Below are 17,172 nucleotides of genomic sequence, written 5' to 3' on the forward strand. Positions count from 1 at the left end.
TTTTTCTGTAATTTTAATTAACAACTCAACATGAAATATCTAAGACTACAAATATTTATTACTTCTATTTTATTGAAATCATTTTTTTAACAAAGCTTTTATTATTTGCCAGCATTCGGCACAAATATACTCCCGAGGATTCATTAGAAAGGTCCACTGTAAATGAATAACTTCCCGACGCAAGATATTCGTTTACAACGGTGCGAATTAATTCTCCAAGAGCATTGTAAATTTCCACACTTACAACTCCTGATGAAGCTAAACTAAATGATATTATTGTAGATGCATTAAAAGGATTAGGATAGTTTTGTGCTAATCTAAACTCAAGAGGTCGGGCATCATTCTCGATACTTGTCACCAAAAAATCATTTTTCTTGCATGGAGTTCCTATAGAAAGAGATGCTTTCCAGCTTGAGGGAAGACTGTTATCTGAAAAAGGATCAACCAAGGAAAGAGTATGTCCTTTTCCATCCGGCTCCAGAACCCACGGAGCTGCGTCATCGTAGGCTACCGAATCAACCAAATAATTATTTTGATCAAATATTCGAACTTGATCTCCACTATTATTCAATCCAAATCCCAAATCACCTAGTATTGGAATTTCGTTTCCATAAACTTTTCTGAACTCAGATGTGTCGCGGCAAAAGACCAGATATCCTTCACCTTTTATTATGGTGTTGTTTGGCACTAAATAAGCGTTGTCGTTTGATTCATCTTTAACAATCCAATCAGAAATATCTATTGGCGATTTCGAAACATTATAAAGTTCAATCCAATCTTCCGAATCATAATTAGGATGTGAGTTATAATTTATTTCATTAATTACAATATTCGTTGTGGAATTGGCATCAACAGAAAAATTAGCAGTTACACTTGCTGATACTGCTATATTAACTGCAATCGATTGCTCTTTTGAATTGAATGCACCGCTCCAGCCATCAAACTTATATCCCGGTTTAGGAACTGCATTAAGCTGAATAGCATTATTCTGAAAATATATACCAGTCCATGGTAGTTTGGACTTTTCAAAACTTAGTGAGTTTAATTCAACTCGTCCCCCTTCACTGGCATTTATTGTTATGTTTACATTATTGCCGCATTTAAAGAAATCGCGTACAAATCCCCTGAGGTACCCTGGTCGATCTTTGGCAAACGAATTCATTCTATCGAGATTTTCACCGCCAATACTAAATCTGGCACGATGCCTTGAAATTTCACTCGATATATGATCTGCCATATTTTTAATAATGTTTACTACTCGATTGCTTTCAAAATTTGTGTTGAGTAAGTCTGCAATTAAATTAATAAACTTATTTTTTATTTTGGGGTTTTCTACTAGCTTCCTCGGAAGTAATGTTGACCAGGTGGGATTTGAACCGGGACGAGTTTCAATTCCCGAGAGTAAATAAGTTAAATGATTTTCCGATTGTCCGTTACTTTCGTATAAATTAAAACCAAAGTCTAAATCGTAAAGTATCCAACGCCATTTTCCTTTATCACTTCTTTCACGCCAGTATTTAATATTGTTGGCAGGCCAATCTTGACTGTTATAATAAACTTGCGCAGCAAAGTATAAAAGACATTCATCCAAATCGATCATCTTATTTACGTAATTATAAGCTGCATCGGTGGTCATATCATTTGTACTTATGTAGTTTATCAACTCTTGATAATGATTTGCATCACCATGAATAACAGTCATATTACCTTCTAGCATATCGATACTATCGGGATCTACTCCATGTCGTGCGGCAACATAGTGCTCATTTATTTTTTCTCTGATGTTATAGATTCCCCAATATTCACCATTTATAAAAGTCGTTGCCGGTCGATATTCCAAATAGTCAATATCTAAATCTTTTACTAAAGTCTGCATCATTGCGTCACGAATATGAGTGTATTGAAAATCGTTACCCGAATTTCTTAGCACAAATGATTTAAATGAGGTGATATCAAAATTTGGAAACAGTGGATAATCAATTTTAGATGCGCCATAACTGTCTTTAAATTTAATTGAGAAAGATTTTTGTGGAAAAGCTCTACTCCATGCACCGTAAATTGCAATTGCACAGTTTTCTGAGAAGCCAAGTTTTTTATTATCATCATAAAACTCAATATGAGCAGGTCTTTCCCAGTCCATCCAAAAATTCGCACCAAAATTAGGGTTGGCGGAAGTCCAGCCTGGTCCATTAGCATAAATTCCATAATTATAATCAAAAAGATTGTATGGATCTGATGATAATGAAATAACCGGTAGTGTTGTTTTTTCATTAATAAAATATGTTTGGCAAATTATTGGGCTGGGCAGGTAAGCTGGTTTTAAACTGAATGCTTTTATAACTGTCGTCTTTTGAATGTTGATAGGACCAGAATATTTAATTGAATTTGTGTCGGGATCGCTTCCATCAATCGTATAAAATATTTTACTTTCGCCGGCATTTAGAGTAAGATTAATTGCTGCAGGATAAAATCCTCCTTGTAGAGAAGTAACAACAGCATCGGCATAACCCATAAATTCTTTGCCTGTGTTCGCCTTTCCTGGGGAAGGAAATTGAAAATTCCATGATAAATTACCATCCTTGATTCGGGCATATGAAATATCTGTTGCCGATTCTGGCACACCCACACTATTGATAAGTTCACCATTTGGCAAACTCAATAAAATTGTCTCACCGGAGGCTGAAATTTTAAAATTAGTATGGGCATTGGTCAATGTATTTCCTAATCCAAGTATTGCGGGAGATCCCTTTGCACCAACCGGCTTTTCACTTAATCCTACTGAAAGAAAAGGAATAAGAGATAAATCAGTTGAAGTTGAACTTGCATTATGTACTTCAATGGCAATGGTATTCTCGCCATTTACAAATAAATCTTTTTTAAGTGTAATTTCAAATTTTTCCGGCGAACCGCCACTGTACATTACCGCTTCACGACTCGATGCCAGGGCGTTCCAAGCCGGTCTTGTGCCAACACTACCGATATTAGCCCGAGCTACTTCAACACCATTAATATATGCTACAAAACCATCATCGTAATCAACATGTAAAACAACTCTCATAATTTTATTAACATCATCGATATTTATTTTTTTTCTAACGAAAAGAGAAATGAAAGGACTAACTGAACTTAAATTAGTTGCGTCATCATTATCGCCAAATCCAAATCCGCTAGCGCCTTCAGTCCACTGAGTATCATTAAATGATGGATCAATCCAAGTTGAAGGAACAGCCGCACTGCCTATTATATACTTCCATCTGTCTCCTTGCGTAATAATAGTTTCCCAATGCTTAAGTACAGATACCCTATCCTTATCGGAAGCGAATACAATTAAATGCTCTCCTGGAACAATAGAAATATTTCCAAATTTCCATTTATGAAGGTTAGAGGCATCATCGCTCAAACCATATCCCAAAAGATTTATCTCTGAATTTCCTTTATTGTACAATTCAATCCAATCGCTTGCTTCTCCATCCTCATCTTTAATTGTTAATTTATTTGAAGCCATTACTTCATTAATCACTACATTTTGAGAGAACGCCAATGTGGGCAGTAATAAAAATAAGATTATTAAATACTTATTCATTTAAAATTCCTATTATGTTTTAAACAAGACTTATTCTTTAATCTAATTCGACTTACTGACAAATTACAATAATGGTATATCAGTAATGCTTTCGCTCACCGTTATAAAAACTATAAATCAATCTATAATGCCCGCAGCAATTATTTTACCGGGGGATATGCGCCAATATATGGTTTAGAGCGATTAATAAGTTTATTGATGTTTGCTGGCAAATTTTGCGCCTTATAAGCTTCAGAAAATTTTTCTAATGGTTCATAATTATTCAAATAACTACTTTTAAATAAGGGACCTCTATAAGCCGGCAAATATTTACTATTTAAGGAGAATGATGGATAAAGTTTTTTTAGCTCATCCAATGAATTTATTCCTAATTGGCACAAATTATTCATTGCCGGGCTCCATAGAATTAGAGGTGCCGTATATTTTTCACCTTCACGTATGTATATATTAAAATCAAGTTGTTCTAGTTGTGAGTTGTTAACTTTTTCACACAATGCCGCCGGCTGCCAAACGTAAAAGAGCGGCCTATCAAAATTATCATCGGCAACCATTATATTATTGACAAAAATATGTCCATCACGCTCATCAACATCGGGGCCAGTGCTTGGATGCCAACCAAAATGATCACCTTGTGCACTTCTTTCATTACGGGCAATACAAGCAGTGCTATTAATAAAGGTATTATTATAAATATGTACATCAGAACTATTTAACACCCAAATTCCATGATCGCAGTTAACAAATACATTTCCAACACAAATTGCTTTTTGTGATATTTCAAAGAAAAAGCCATTATCACTTGGCCAGGGTTGATTGATATTAAAATTACTTTTAATGTTTCCAACTCCCTCAATCCAATTATTTGTAAAAACGCCATCAACATTTCCTACATCATACCATATACCATTTGAATAGGGGTGTTCAATTACAAGATTATCATTGCAAGTAACTCTGTAACATTGATTAAATATTTTTACTGCAGCTGGGTAGTAGCCAGTAATCTGCTCAATATTATTTCTTCTAATCACATTTTTTTCCAATAACACATCATTGGAGCTTAAAATATAAATACCTTCGGTGCTTGTATCACTCACGAGACAATTACGGAAGGTCATTTTATCACCTCGGAAGTAACCGGCAACACGTGAACAATAAGTAATAGTACAATTTTCAAAAGTTGATCCAACAACTTCTTTACCATGATTTGCTTCGGCGGATAGCCCTTCAGGATCTGTTCCTTCAATTTCAATTGCCCGGTATGCATATTGTGTAAAAGTTATTCCTCGAATTGTAGGTCCTATGCGATCTGATTTTTTATTGTGAACATCTTTAGTCGTTCTAATAAGTGCCGCATCATATGCTGTAATTTCTATTTGATATTTTTGAGGATCTACGCCTATATATACCAAGCCAGTTTCATAATCTATGTAAAAAGTGTTGTTATCAACTTCCCCTTCCCAACCAGCTGATTGTAAAAATTTTCCATCTGCAAAAACCATGTCATTATTAAAACGATGCTGTGGAGTCTTCTTTCCTTCTCTATTTCTTCTCCACCAATCCGCTGGTTTTGAGGGAAACAGGTGAGACCATTTTGTTGTCCATAATCCATTACCAAGATTAGTCCATTCTGTGGCAACAAAAGTACCTTTTAGTATTGGTTGTTCATCTTTATAAGGTTGTATTGTAATGCCTTGATTTAAAGTCAAATTACCGGTACGATATACTCCCCCTCTCATTATTATAGCGTCTCCGGTTTTTACCTTTTCAATAGCCGCTTCAATTGTAGTTGGGTTTGAAATGGTATGACCGGAATTTTCTACTTTTCCATCTGTAGAAACATAAAATATTTGTCTCGCTGATTTTGGAAGTTCATAAGTTTGTTGAATTGGTCCGTATGGTCCCCCCGATGGCTGAGCAATAATTTGAAGAGAGCTATAATTTAGAACGGGAAGTAATAAAATTATTAAATAGAAGAGGAGTGACTTTGTTCTCTTATCTTTTCGGTTTTGATTAATTTTCATTGGATGCTCCTTTATTAATTTTAATGTCCCGAACTACTATTATAAATATATATAATATTCAGTAAATGGTGTATTTATTACGTTTTTATTCCAGTATTATAATTACCCTATCTTATCTCGCTAATACTAAATAAATGAGCTGCTTTCGAACATCCGCTTGTTCATATGATACACAATTTATTGAGACCACTTTAATAACTATAGTTTTAAGTAAAGTTTAATCTACCAGAAAAAAACCTTTAATTTTCTGCAGAAATTATCATGGGCAATACTTTTTCAATTAATATTTGATTGAAAATTTCTTGTTCTTCGGTATTAGGTAAATGCGCTGAATTTTCAAACCAACAAAGTGCCTTGCTTGGTGCCTTTAAATATTCGAAATACTTTGCAGATAAAATGGATGGAACTTCATAATCGTGCCTTCCCAGGATAAACCATACCGGCACTTTCAACTCCGGGACAAGCTTAAACAAATCTATTTTTAACAACTCGGGAAATAACAAATCCAGTGACTTAAATATTCCCCGGAAAAAATTAATTCGATCCACGATTGTATATTCAGTTGAAAAGACAAGATTTTTTAGAACAACACCGATAGCCCCCGCTTTGCTTCTATAAAATTCACCACCATATTTACTGAGAATTTTTCTTTGGATAAGAAATTTTTGTTTCCAATTTCCAGTATAAGGCGGTAGTCCAATATTTGTTAATTTTTTAACAGCTTTTATATCATGATTTATACCCGCCTGCTGAAGCGTCCACTCGTAGGAAATTTTTTCGCTCTCTTCAACATTGGACATTTGTCCAATTCCGATATAAGCCGAATACAATTCGGGGTGGTTATGAACAGCAAGAGTTCCAATAACACTTCCCCATGAATGTCCAACCAAGATAATTTTTGTTTTATTAAATCGTTTGATTAAATATTCAGCAAGTTCATTTATATCAGAAACAAACTGCTCAATGTTCATCCTCTCTTTATCTTTAATTGCTTTAAATGATTTTGCGGCTCCTCTCTGATCCCAATTTACAATTATAAAGTGTTTTTCGAGCGGTTGAGTATTTCTTCTCATGAGCGTTAATTGCGAAGTTCCCGGTCCGCCATGTACAAATAGTATTATTGGATTATTAATATTTTCAGAACGTATTAATATCCATTGCAAGGAATTTCCAATTCTAATTTTTTTTAACTCAGCAATACTATTTGGCATCAGTTTGCCGGCGGAGTTTTTAATAGATGGAGTATAGCCGGGGAGTAATATGATAATTAGTAAAATAAACAAAACGATTATTACAATTTCATACATTGAAAATCCTAATTAATTATTATATGCGAATTATTCATCTTAGTAGAATCATTTTCTTTGTTTGAGTCAGCGCACCAGAGTAAATTCTATAAAAATACACTCCACTATTTAAACTGCCTGCATTAAAATTAATTTCGTGATATCCAGCTTCTAATTCTTTATTTATCATTGTCTGCATTTCTCTCCCAAGTGAATCGTAAATTACTAATTTGGTCATCGATCTTTGAGGAAGAGCAAATTTTAATTTTGTAATAGGATTGAATGGATTTGGATAGTTCTGTAAAAGTGAAAAATTGCCTTTTACATTATCTGATTTTTCATTTTTTACATCACTAATTTTGTCACCAAATAAAGCGAGGTCAACAGATTCGGCAATCATTCTGTGTCCGGTTTCATTTGGATGAAGATGATCACCTGTATCAGCAATAGGCAACATTCTTGATGGATTAGCGGGATCCCGTAAAGTTTTTTCAAGATCAATTACCGCATCAAAGCGACCGCTATTTCTAATCCAATCATTAACTGTTCTCCATGCATTTTGCCGATCCGGTGAATCGTATGATGATCCACCAAAAGGCATTAATGTTGCGCCATAAACAATGATTCCATTTGCTCTGGCACTGTCTATCATTTGTGAATATGCAGCAATTAAATCTTGAGCTACTTTAGCCGCACCCTGAGCCCCCCAAGCTTGTCCGATATCATTAATTCCTTCAAAGATAATTAACCATTTAACTCCACTTTGTTTAATTACATCACGATTTAATCTACTTATTGCTGAAGGACCTAAACAATTTCGTAGAACACAATTTCCACCAATACCCTGGTTTAATACAGCAACTTGTTGTGTGGCTAAATTTTCATGAAGTCGGCGAGCAAGCTCATCCGGCCATCTATTTTGTTTATTGGTCCCGGAGCCGCGTCCATCAGTAATTGAATTTCCAATAATTGCAACAGCTGCAGCAGAATCTGAAGCAAGTACATCAATTGTATTTATAACATACCAATGATCTGTCTTTACTGCATTTGAAAAATCCACTTTAGAAATTTCATTTCCAGGGAGTATATACGAAGTGGTTCTCGAACCGGGGTGACCGGTTACATCGGGAGATGTATTTCCAAAATATATTGTGATAGCAATATCAGTTCTTGGTGGTAAATTGAATTGAAACGGATCGGATGTAACCGCGGAATTTCTACTCATGATTACATCCGTCTTTCCACCAAAATATATTTTCCTTTCACTACTTGGATCAATTACTCCATTACCTTTTGATAGAGCAACAGTAACCGAATTCAATGTTACAGGACTTGTGCTGAACTCATTGGAAAACCGGATGCGTAAACTATCTCCGCCAATAGACACACGAACAATTTGACGAAGAGTGTTATTGCTAAGTCCCGGACTCGGCGGATTATTCCCGGGTTCAACAAGTTGCTGAGCTGTACTCCAGGTTCCAACCCATTTGCGCGAGGAAGTTGATTTTACACCTGAGTTACTGAACGCAAATGTAAAATTAGGAAAGATGGTAAATATTATAATTAATATTATCGCGCTACGTGATAAATCTCTTAACAATGATGGGTAATTAAATTCAACATTATTGTTTGATTTGGGCTGACTGTACATTATTAAACTTCTCCATTTATTTATCACAATACGAAAAAAATTTTTCTTTTATTCTACTAATACTTATCGGCTGCAAATTATCGAAGCAGTATCATTTTTTTTGTTTGGACAAAATTATTTGTTTGAATTCTATAGAAATAAACGCCGCTCGGAAAATTACTCGCATCAAAATTAATTTCGTGATGTCCGGCTTCAAGTTCAATATTTACTAATGTTTTAATTTCACTACCAAGCACATCATAAATACCAAGCTTTGTGTGTGTTCTTTGCGGTAAAGCAAATTTCAGTTTCGTAATTGGATTAAAAGGGTTCGGATAATTCTGGCTTATTGAATGCTCTAACGGGATTACTTCTTCCTCGTCAACACTTACGCTAACAAAAGACACTTCATTACTATATTCCGACTCCAATTCACCTTTGTACGCTTTAACTCTATAAACATACGATTTTGTATGATCGGCATTTTTATCTGTATATGTACTTAAACTTCCAGTCAATTTATCAATTATTAAAAAAGATGTCTCCGAAATTTGTTTGCGTTCAATAATGTATCCATCTTCAATTGCCGAATTATCCTTCCAAGAAAGTACGATCTCATTTGAAGCATTAGTTTGCGCTACAAGATTAGTTGGAATATAAATTAATGTAAATTCGCCAACATTGCTCCATGGCCCTGAACCGGCAAAATTTTGAGCTTGAACTCTCCAGAAATATTTTATCCCTTCAGAAAAAAATGAAACTGTTGATAATGTATCAGTTACTAAGGTGGATTTGAAAATAGTTGCAAAGTTCTGCGCTCTTGATACCTGTACAGTGTATTCGGTTGCTTCTTCAACTTTATTCCAGCTAAAAGTAACATAACCGGTACGGCTTGGAAGCGGTGAGGGAGACGCTAATTTGGGTAGAGCTGTTGGAATTGATAATGTTGTAACAAAATTTCCTATACTGCTCCAGGGACCCAATCCTCCCTTACTTTTTATTCGAATCCGCCAAAAGTATTTAGTTCTCTCCAATAAATTATCAAATGTTATCAATGTATCTGCAGTTGTTGAATCGCTTTTAATTATTGTATTAAATCTCGGATCTGTTGATAGTTGGATATAATATTTTTCAGCTTGAATTATTTTATTCCATTTAAAAGTAATATTTGTTTGCAAACCTGTTTGGCTATCTGAAGGATTCACTAAAGTGGTAAAATATGTTGTATCGTTAGAGAGTTCGGGTGTTGTCCATTTAATCCATGGAGATAGATCTGTAGTGTATGGAGTTGTAGCAACATTTGTATTCACATTATTATTGCCAAGAAGGAATTTTTCGATAAAAGCTTCAAGTTCTGGTATTTGACTTTCCGGGACAGAGCAATGTCCATGACCACCAACAAGACTATATCCGAATCTATCGGGAACACCGAGAGCTTTCCAAACCTCTTTTGCTGCATTGCTCCCCACATGTCCCGATTCATCTGCCATCCAAACCCAACCCGGATTTCCGGTCACAAAGAGGGCTCGTGGAGCTACCATTGCCATCAATTCATGATGATCATATGGTAGTTTATTAACAGAATTTGAAAATGATTTTAAAGATTCCCTGAACCATCTATAATCTGTTTTACCCAAAGTTTCTACACTCTCTCTTTTATTTATTTCCTCAGAGTATCGCCATGTTGTATAACCGCCGCCGCCCGATTCTTGTGAAATTGTAAGTGCGATTCGCTCATCAAATGCCCCGGCAAAGAGAGCTAATTTACCAGCATACGAGCAGCCCGTTACCGCAAGACGCTTTAGATCGATTGGTAAAACTCCTTGCACTAATTCTAATCCATCTATTATTCTACTTACACCCCAGGCCCATGCGCTGTACTGGCCTGTATTATCAATGTTAAGTTCTGGGTAAAGTTTGTAGTAGGGATCATTATTGGTTGGATTTCCATAAGTTGTTACTTGATTATGACTATAAGTAATTCTAGCAATATTTCGGCTTGTAAATAAACTCGCGGGCATACTACCACTTGGACTGTTCATACCAATTACAGCCGCAAAAGGTCCGCTACCTGTGGGAAGAAGAACTGCCGAAGTTAGAGTCAGCGTTTGTCCATTAACAGTTACATTTACAGTTAAAGTACCATTAGAATAGCTGGCAGTTATATTTTCTGGACGATCCGGTTTCGTGCCAATTTCATAGTGTTCAATTTCAGATTTTATTTCCGCTCTTCGGTATCTCCAATCGGACAAATTTTTAATACGGCCGCTACCATTAGAATACTCGAATGGATCTGGTAAGTGAGGGATTACTGGAAGTTCGTTTATTGTTGGTAAATATGGTTTGGGAAAATTGGCGCCGGTGTTTTCTACACTGTAAACTGCTGGCATACTTTGAGCTAATGAATCAAAACCAACAAGAGTGTTTAGTAGTATTAGAAGGATTATTAGTTTCTTCATATTAACTCTCCATTTATTCAAAAATATTATTAGTTATGTTAACTATTTTTATTAGCGCTTTATCCGGTTATTCCCGTGTTCGTGCAGCTACCGAGAATTATAGAATTCATATTCTTATTTGTGAATATACATGTTAATGACGTACAAAATACACTTTTTGAAGAACTTTTGAAAAATTAAAAACTGGTAGGATAAATTTTACTAAAACCGATTTTAACGCTGTATAGATTTTGTGGGGAGAGTTATTTATAATTTTATTCAATTATTCATCTGATATTACCACATGGTAAGTTAACTTCTTTTCAAAGATGGATGAAGAAAAACAAATAGGTTACTGAAGGTAATACTCTCATTTTCATATAAACTATCAATTGATGATAAGTATATTAAATGCTCTGAAAGAAGGAAAAAACTAATTTATTGTTGGCAAACAAAACCGTGGGCGGGTCAATAATATTTGTTTTATCAAAATTATAGCTTTCGCTCACCGCCGCATAGAAGTTGGTGAGCCAGATTGGCCGTTTGTTAAGATTTAGTTTACCAAAAGTATTATTAACTCAATACGTTATAAGCATTTTCTATATCATCTTTATCCAAATATAAAACAATACCATAGCCACCATTTATATTCGCTATTCCGCTTGATTCATTTACCCGTATTCTTTTTTCGCAAAGTTTTTTGAAGATTTCTGCCAGCGCTCCGGGGACATCATCACCATCAATAAATAAACCGGAGAATGGACCCTCGACTGTATAACCTTTACTTCTTAATTCATTACTCATATCATTTGATTTTTTCGCGAATAATGTAAATTTTGTTTTATCCACGTCTATTAAAATAGATTTATATGCCAACAGACTAATATTTAGCTTGGAGATAATTGAGAGCATTTCTTCAGCGGCTCCAAAAGAATCATCAATCACTATCTCATAGTATTCTGCTTTAATAATATTCATTTTCATTATTCCTTCAATTGCAAATCAAGGATTGCTTCTTGGATAAAAAGAGTATGATATTTATATGCTTTTCTTAAATTCTATAAATTCTACCGGGACGCCATTTTCTATTATCATTGCTACTCTAATACCTTTTCCGGGAGAGCTCACTTCACCAAGTAATTCTTTTCCCTCAATAGCAGAATCAAGATTATCGACTTCAAAAGCTATATGTGGAATTTTTTTAATTATCTCCGAAATTGGGCAATCTTTTTCAAAGCGCATCCACTCAATTCCATATTCACTTGTCTCAAAACCAGATACAAATAATTTTAGATGTTCCAAATATTTTTCGTTTGGCCTAACCTCGTCAGTTGGAATACCAATATGATGATAGCGCATTCCTTTTTTAGAAATCGCGAATGGTTGTTCTTCATCTTTTCTTTTTACTATATCTTGTTTGTTATATTCTTTAATCATTTTCTATTCTATTTTTATGCGAATTTAATCATCAAGACTAATTTGGAATTATATTCACAACCACTCTCTTATATCTCGATAGTTGTGGCTGTCCCTTATCTGTAACTTTTAATATGAAATGAACTGTCTCTTTTTTTTCAACTATTGGCGCTTTCACCCATACTACGCGCGCATTTTCGGCGGAATCAATTTTAATCAACTTCTTATAGGAACCCGCTTCAGGATAATTGAACCATAAATAACTGAGATTATCTCCATCTGGATCAGTTGTACCGCTCGCATCTAATCCAAAACCTTCACCAGATTTTACTGTTAGTTCCTCTTGATGAGCTAATGCAGGAAGTGGTGGGTGATTTGCCTCCTCGTAGGACTTTGTGCACCAATCCATACGTGCTGCAAAATCATTTTGAAAATCTTCTCTCCATCGCCACAGTGTAACTTTATTATCAGAGAATGAAACAGTGTCTTCTTTTACGCTACGTCCATAATCATTATGAATATATGGTGAATAAGTATCAACAGCATTTGTCCATATTGCTCTGGTTTCCGGTTCAATTGGAACGCCCGAATCACCTTTTTTTAATTTGGTAAAATCGGGTTTATAAAGTTCATAACGACCGCCCCAACCACCTAATTCTGGATGTTCTGGTTGATTGAGTCCATTAGGTATTAATGATAAATATGCCGGTGTATCCCCTTCCATCCCGTAAGCTACATCGGGATACATAGCACCGAGAGGACCATGCCCCTGTTGTATATTTTTTGCCAGCCAACTGTTACTTATCTCATCATTTTTTATTTTATTTATATAACTATTAATCGCACTCCATGTTGCGCTTCCGTAATCATCGCCCGGACTAACAATATAAAACAGGTTCGGAAAATTATTTCTTATCCAAATGCCGCTGTCATCTTGATCGGAGATAGCATACACCCTAAGCTTTGCAAATAATTCACCAGCTTCTTTTTCTGTTTTTGTATTTTTTATTTTGAACAAAGCTTGAGCAAGTGTATTTACTCCGCCCCAAACCGATATCCATAATGGGCGCTCATCTTTTTCTTCAAGTATTTTTATAATCCAGTCGGAACCTTCCGAATCACTTCCTTCGCCGACCCCCAGCATTCCATATTTCGGCAAACCATTCTTTACCCGTTTTAAGAGTTCCTCCGGTTTCGGAAAACCTTGGGCATGCTTTATCAAATTGGGATAAACTTCATTATAAGCTTTTATCAAATTTATTATTGATTCCGGTGCGATGCTTGTTCTTTTCCAGCATGAGGTTGTGGCAATTAATCCTTTAATATCAATTTCATTCGAGTAAAGAAATAGTCGAACCAAAGACTGTGTATCATCCGGATCCGCTTCAATATCTGTTAAGATAATTACTCTATGCTTTTGATTTACTTGAGAATAAAGAGATGATGAAACAAGCAGTAAAGAAATACTAATTAAAAGTAAGGTTTGTTTCATAAAGATATTTCTCCGCGATAATTATTTATTCGGTTTAAAAATATCACCGGGAAAAAACCACTAACGGCGTTACTTTTTATCCCGACCGGTTCGAACCTGTCCAGGGCATTTTACAGGAGAAGCGGTTGGGCAGAAGTGAGAGTTAAGCGCCGGATATTTCTTTTCGAATTTCCAATATGCGTTTAACATGATGTTCAACATGTTCTACTTGCATTTGTATGACAAAGCCAACTGAAACTACCTCAATTTCTCCATTAAGATTTCTGAATTTGATTAAATTGTCCCATCCTTCACTTCCATTTTCTAACAGCTGTTGTATATGACTTCTAATTGCTCTAAATAAAGTTAATGATTTGTCGATAGATCTTTTTTCATAATTCCAACGTTTTGCCCACTCAATCTGTGGAAGTGCTATATACCAATTAAGATTAAATTCATTTTCTTCAATTCCGAATGCCATCTTGATACCAATCTTCCAAATGTCATCTCCATCAACTACATGATGAATAATCTGTCTGATGGTCCAACCTCCATTTGAAGGAACATAATCTAACTCATTATCACCCAAATCTGATAAAGCGTTCTCCAGAATATTTGGACCTTGTTGAAATAATTCCAGGACTTTATCTTGTTTTGGGGAAGCTTCCATATCATACTTCTCTTAAATACTAATTGAAATAGCTCTTACGTGGGGGCAAATAACCGTCGCCCCATAACAGGAATTCCGCACTTACAACCTGCGCCAACGTTTGTGCAACCAGGGTGTAAATTGTGCAATAAAAACCAATTAACCTTCGATTTTACTGCACCACTTATTACCATATACAAGTTATTAACGTCTGATTGTTTTATCATTTTTTAATTTTAATCCATATTTGTAGAGTTCTACATAAATGTCAAAAAATTTACCTTCATCCTCTTCACTGAGCGAAGTATTAAAAAATATGATTACCCCGATTTCTTTAGTTATATCGGAAAGCATAAAGGTTCTTACTCCGGGATCAGAGCCATTGTGTCCTATTCGAGAAGCACTCATCTTCGTAGCCCAAAAAATCCCTTGATTAATTTTCTTTAACTCTACATTCTCAGGCTTATTTAGCTCGGTGTATTGAAAGCGAAGCATTTCATCAACCATTTCCTTTTTAAGGATTCTAACGTTATTGTATTCTCCATCATTCAATAAACTAATAAAAAATTTTGATAGCTCGTTTACGGAAGTTCGAACACCACCATCGGGATAAGTTGTGACTTCATATAATTGGACAGTTATGATACTATCTCCTTGTCTTTGGTAGAGGAGGGCGTGATTATTGATATTAATTTCTTCTAAGGCCCAACCCGAATCTTCCATTTTTAAAGGCTCAAAAATATTTTTTTTTGCATATTTGTTTAACTTCTGTCCGGTGCTCAACTCAATAATATACCCCGCTAAACCAGCCCCAATATTGGAATACTCACGGTAAGAGCCAGGCTTTTTTTTCAAGAAATTATCTTTTGAGTAATATTTTCCACCCTCCACAAAATAATTTTTTAAAAAATTACCTAATGGTTCTGGTTTTTTACCTCCGTAAAAATACATGCTGTCAGTATAAAAAGGATACCGATCAGCCAGTCCAGAAGTATGTGTGGCTAAATGTCTTAATGTAATTTTTTCCTTAGGATAATTTGGATTAATTACTTTGAACGGCAGATAAGTGTTAATATCTTCATCAAGATATACTTTTCCATCTTCCACCGCTTTCATTAAACAAACTCCTGTAAAGGTTTTACTTATAGAAGCAATATTCATAATCGTTGAAGGAGTAAATGGGATATTTTTTTCTTTGTCGGCATAACCATAACCTTTAGTCCATACTACTTTCTTGTCAATAATGATTGCTGATCCCATTCCAACTATCTTTACTTCTCTCATTTTCTTTTCAACAATACTGTCAATTGTCGTTTTTTTATCTTCTTTAATATTGGTAAAATTATGAGCTAGTAGGATTTGATACCCGATAATTGTCATTAAGAAATAGGTAAATGCAAATTTAATTTTCACAGTTTTCTTCTTTATAATTACAATAATTTGAGTAAAGCTTGCCGTTAACTTATTCAAGGACACAAGTGATATAACGAGGTTGCACTTAAAGCGTCGCCAATAACAATTATGCAACACGGAGAAGCTATACCGATAATTATTTTTAAATTCATATCATTCACTAAACACAATAAGCAATAATCTTAAGTAACTCAACTCTATAATTCGCACAATGTCCTAACGATTAAAACAGTCGCTCTGATTGGCGGGCTATATTGCATTTCTCACTAAAATGTTAATCCAAATAATATCTGGTTATTGTTGACTATAGTATCGTTGTAACGATAAATATATCTAATATTCATATCCATTCTATCGGTAAGTTTATATCTAGCTCCTATGCCGACCCCTATACTAAATGATGAACCATCTTCCAATCCGGGGGCTATTTTTCGATACGCCGCTGGTATTTCGTTTACTGTATCAAATGTTCCAGCAATGCCGTCGTGCGTTATTCCTTCAGCTATGGAGCTTGAGAAATTATAACCAACCTCAAGTAAAGTAAATGGTGATAATTGTGCTTCGGTAATAAGATATTCTGCACCCAGGGTAACAGGAATAATAGTATATTTTACTCTGTCCACCATAAATAATCTAGTGTGGTATTTCGAATAGTTGTCAAAACTCACAAATCTATAACTTCTTATTTCATAAGAATTATCATTATAAAGAGTTGAATAGCCAAGTGATATTTTTGCATTAATATTTGAAGTTACATTTGATTTGACCTCAATGCTCATCGTAGCTCCAGCGGTTGGTATTGTGTTAAAACTTGATCCAACTAAAACCCCAAAACAGACATTCGAAAACATTGACTTTGGCTCTAAAGCTTGTGCTGATAAATTGCTGAACATAAACAAAACGAATAGAACAAATAACTTTTTCATATCAACCTCGGGTTATTGTTAAAAATTAAGTGAATTAAGAACCCGTAAAAAATTATCAACGATATACTCCTTATTATTTAGCAATATAACGGCGTTGTGGCTAAGACGTAGCCCATAACTACAATTACGAATTGTAAAGCACAACTTTATTTATACTTGCCCATCGTTTTTGGGCTGGAATCAGTTTTGTAATACAATCACACTTTATAAAGCAATCAACTTTGAAACCTGTCCCGTACTTTTTACGGGAAGCTAAACCCAATTATCTTTCACTACGACCGATTCGAACTTGTCCGCCTCTGGCGGAGAAGCGGTCGAGCTGAAGTGCGGGTTAGGCAG

The 17,172-nt window shown here is 35.0% G+C and carries 11 protein-coding genes; all 11 read right to left on the reverse strand.

Going from position 1 to position 17,172, the window contains the following annotated elements; translation table 11 throughout:
• Positions 1–64: 64 nt before the first annotated feature.
• A complete protein-coding gene (locus KF816_16965) occupies positions 65–3,583 on the reverse strand; it encodes a CotH kinase family protein (protein MBX3009718.1) in 3,519 nt (1,172 codons plus the stop codon).
• A 140-nt stretch (positions 3,584–3,723) separates the two neighbouring features.
• Complete coding sequence (locus KF816_16970; protein ID MBX3009719.1) at positions 3,724–5,604, reverse strand: right-handed parallel beta-helix repeat-containing protein; 1,881 nt, start codon at positions 5,602–5,604, stop codon at positions 3,724–3,726.
• 239 nt (positions 5,605–5,843) lie between these two features.
• Positions 5,844–6,911: an alpha/beta hydrolase gene (locus KF816_16975; protein MBX3009720.1), complete on the reverse strand. Its 1,068-nt coding sequence runs from the start codon at positions 6,909–6,911 to the stop codon at positions 5,844–5,846.
• Positions 6,912–6,945: 34 nt separating this feature from the next.
• Entirely contained in the window at positions 6,946–8,541 is a 1,596-nt protein-coding gene (locus tag KF816_16980; protein ID MBX3009721.1) for a T9SS type A sorting domain-containing protein, read from the reverse strand.
• Between the two features lie 77 nt (positions 8,542–8,618).
• Positions 8,619–10,067 carry a T9SS type A sorting domain-containing protein gene (locus KF816_16985; protein ID MBX3009722.1) on the reverse strand — a complete coding sequence of 483 codons (1,449 nt, stop codon included), beginning with the start codon at positions 10,065–10,067 and terminating at the stop codon, positions 8,619–8,621.
• 1,464 nt (positions 10,068–11,531) lie between these two features.
• On the reverse strand, positions 11,532–11,942 hold the full coding sequence (locus KF816_16990; GenBank protein MBX3009723.1) for a hypothetical protein: 411 nt from the start codon (positions 11,940–11,942) through the stop codon (positions 11,532–11,534).
• Between the two features lie 54 nt (positions 11,943–11,996).
• The gene (locus tag KF816_16995) at positions 11,997–12,395 is read right to left on the reverse strand and encodes a hypothetical protein (GenBank protein ID MBX3009724.1); all 399 of its coding nucleotides are present in this window, start codon (positions 12,393–12,395) and stop codon (positions 11,997–11,999) included.
• 37 nt (positions 12,396–12,432) lie between these two features.
• Positions 12,433–13,866 carry a DUF1593 domain-containing protein gene (locus KF816_17000; GenBank protein MBX3009725.1) on the reverse strand — a complete coding sequence of 478 codons (1,434 nt, stop codon included), beginning with the start codon at positions 13,864–13,866 and terminating at the stop codon, positions 12,433–12,435.
• Positions 13,867–14,008: 142 nt separating this feature from the next.
• Entirely contained in the window at positions 14,009–14,515 is a 507-nt protein-coding gene (locus KF816_17005) for a DinB family protein (GenBank protein MBX3009726.1), read from the reverse strand.
• A gap of 183 nt (positions 14,516–14,698) precedes the next feature.
• Positions 14,699–15,907, reverse strand: coding sequence for a serine hydrolase (locus tag KF816_17010; protein ID MBX3009727.1), 1,209 nt, complete (start codon positions 15,905–15,907; stop codon positions 14,699–14,701).
• 266 nt (positions 15,908–16,173) lie between these two features.
• Positions 16,174–16,833, reverse strand: coding sequence for an outer membrane beta-barrel protein (locus KF816_17015; GenBank protein ID MBX3009728.1), 660 nt, complete (start codon positions 16,831–16,833; stop codon positions 16,174–16,176).
• Positions 16,834–17,172 lie beyond the last annotated feature (339 nt).

It is taken from the genome of Melioribacteraceae bacterium (assembly GCA_019638015.1).
GTDB lineage: Bacteria > Bacteroidota > Ignavibacteria > Ignavibacteriales > Melioribacteraceae > JAHBUP01.

Excerpts from the sequence above, each read along its gene's own strand:
- KF816_16965 (MBX3009718.1), bottom strand. The coding sequence starts at position 3,583 with ATGAATAAGTATTTAATAATCTTATTTTTATTACTGCCCACATTGGCG.
- KF816_16995 (MBX3009724.1), bottom strand. The coding sequence starts at position 12,395 with ATGATTAAAGAATATAACAAACAAGATATAGTAAAAAGAAAAGATGAA.
- KF816_16985 (MBX3009722.1), bottom strand. The coding sequence starts at position 10,067 with ATGGCAATGGTAGCTCCACGAGCCCTCTTTGTGACCGGAAATCCGGGT.
- KF816_17015 (MBX3009728.1), bottom strand. The coding sequence starts at position 16,833 with ATGAAAAAGTTATTTGTTCTATTCGTTTTGTTTATGTTCAGCAATTTA.
- KF816_16970 (MBX3009719.1), bottom strand. The coding sequence starts at position 5,604 with ATGAAAATTAATCAAAACCGAAAAGATAAGAGAACAAAGTCACTCCTC.
- KF816_16975 (MBX3009720.1), bottom strand. The coding sequence starts at position 6,911 with ATGTATGAAATTGTAATAATCGTTTTGTTTATTTTACTAATTATCATA.
- KF816_17005 (MBX3009726.1), bottom strand. The coding sequence starts at position 14,515 with ATGGAAGCTTCCCCAAAACAAGATAAAGTCCTGGAATTATTTCAACAA.
- KF816_17000 (MBX3009725.1), bottom strand. The coding sequence starts at position 13,866 with ATGAAACAAACCTTACTTTTAATTAGTATTTCTTTACTGCTTGTTTCA.
- KF816_16980 (MBX3009721.1), bottom strand. The coding sequence starts at position 8,541 with ATGTACAGTCAGCCCAAATCAAACAATAATGTTGAATTTAATTACCCA.
- KF816_16990 (MBX3009723.1), bottom strand. The coding sequence starts at position 11,942 with ATGAAAATGAATATTATTAAAGCAGAATACTATGAGATAGTGATTGAT.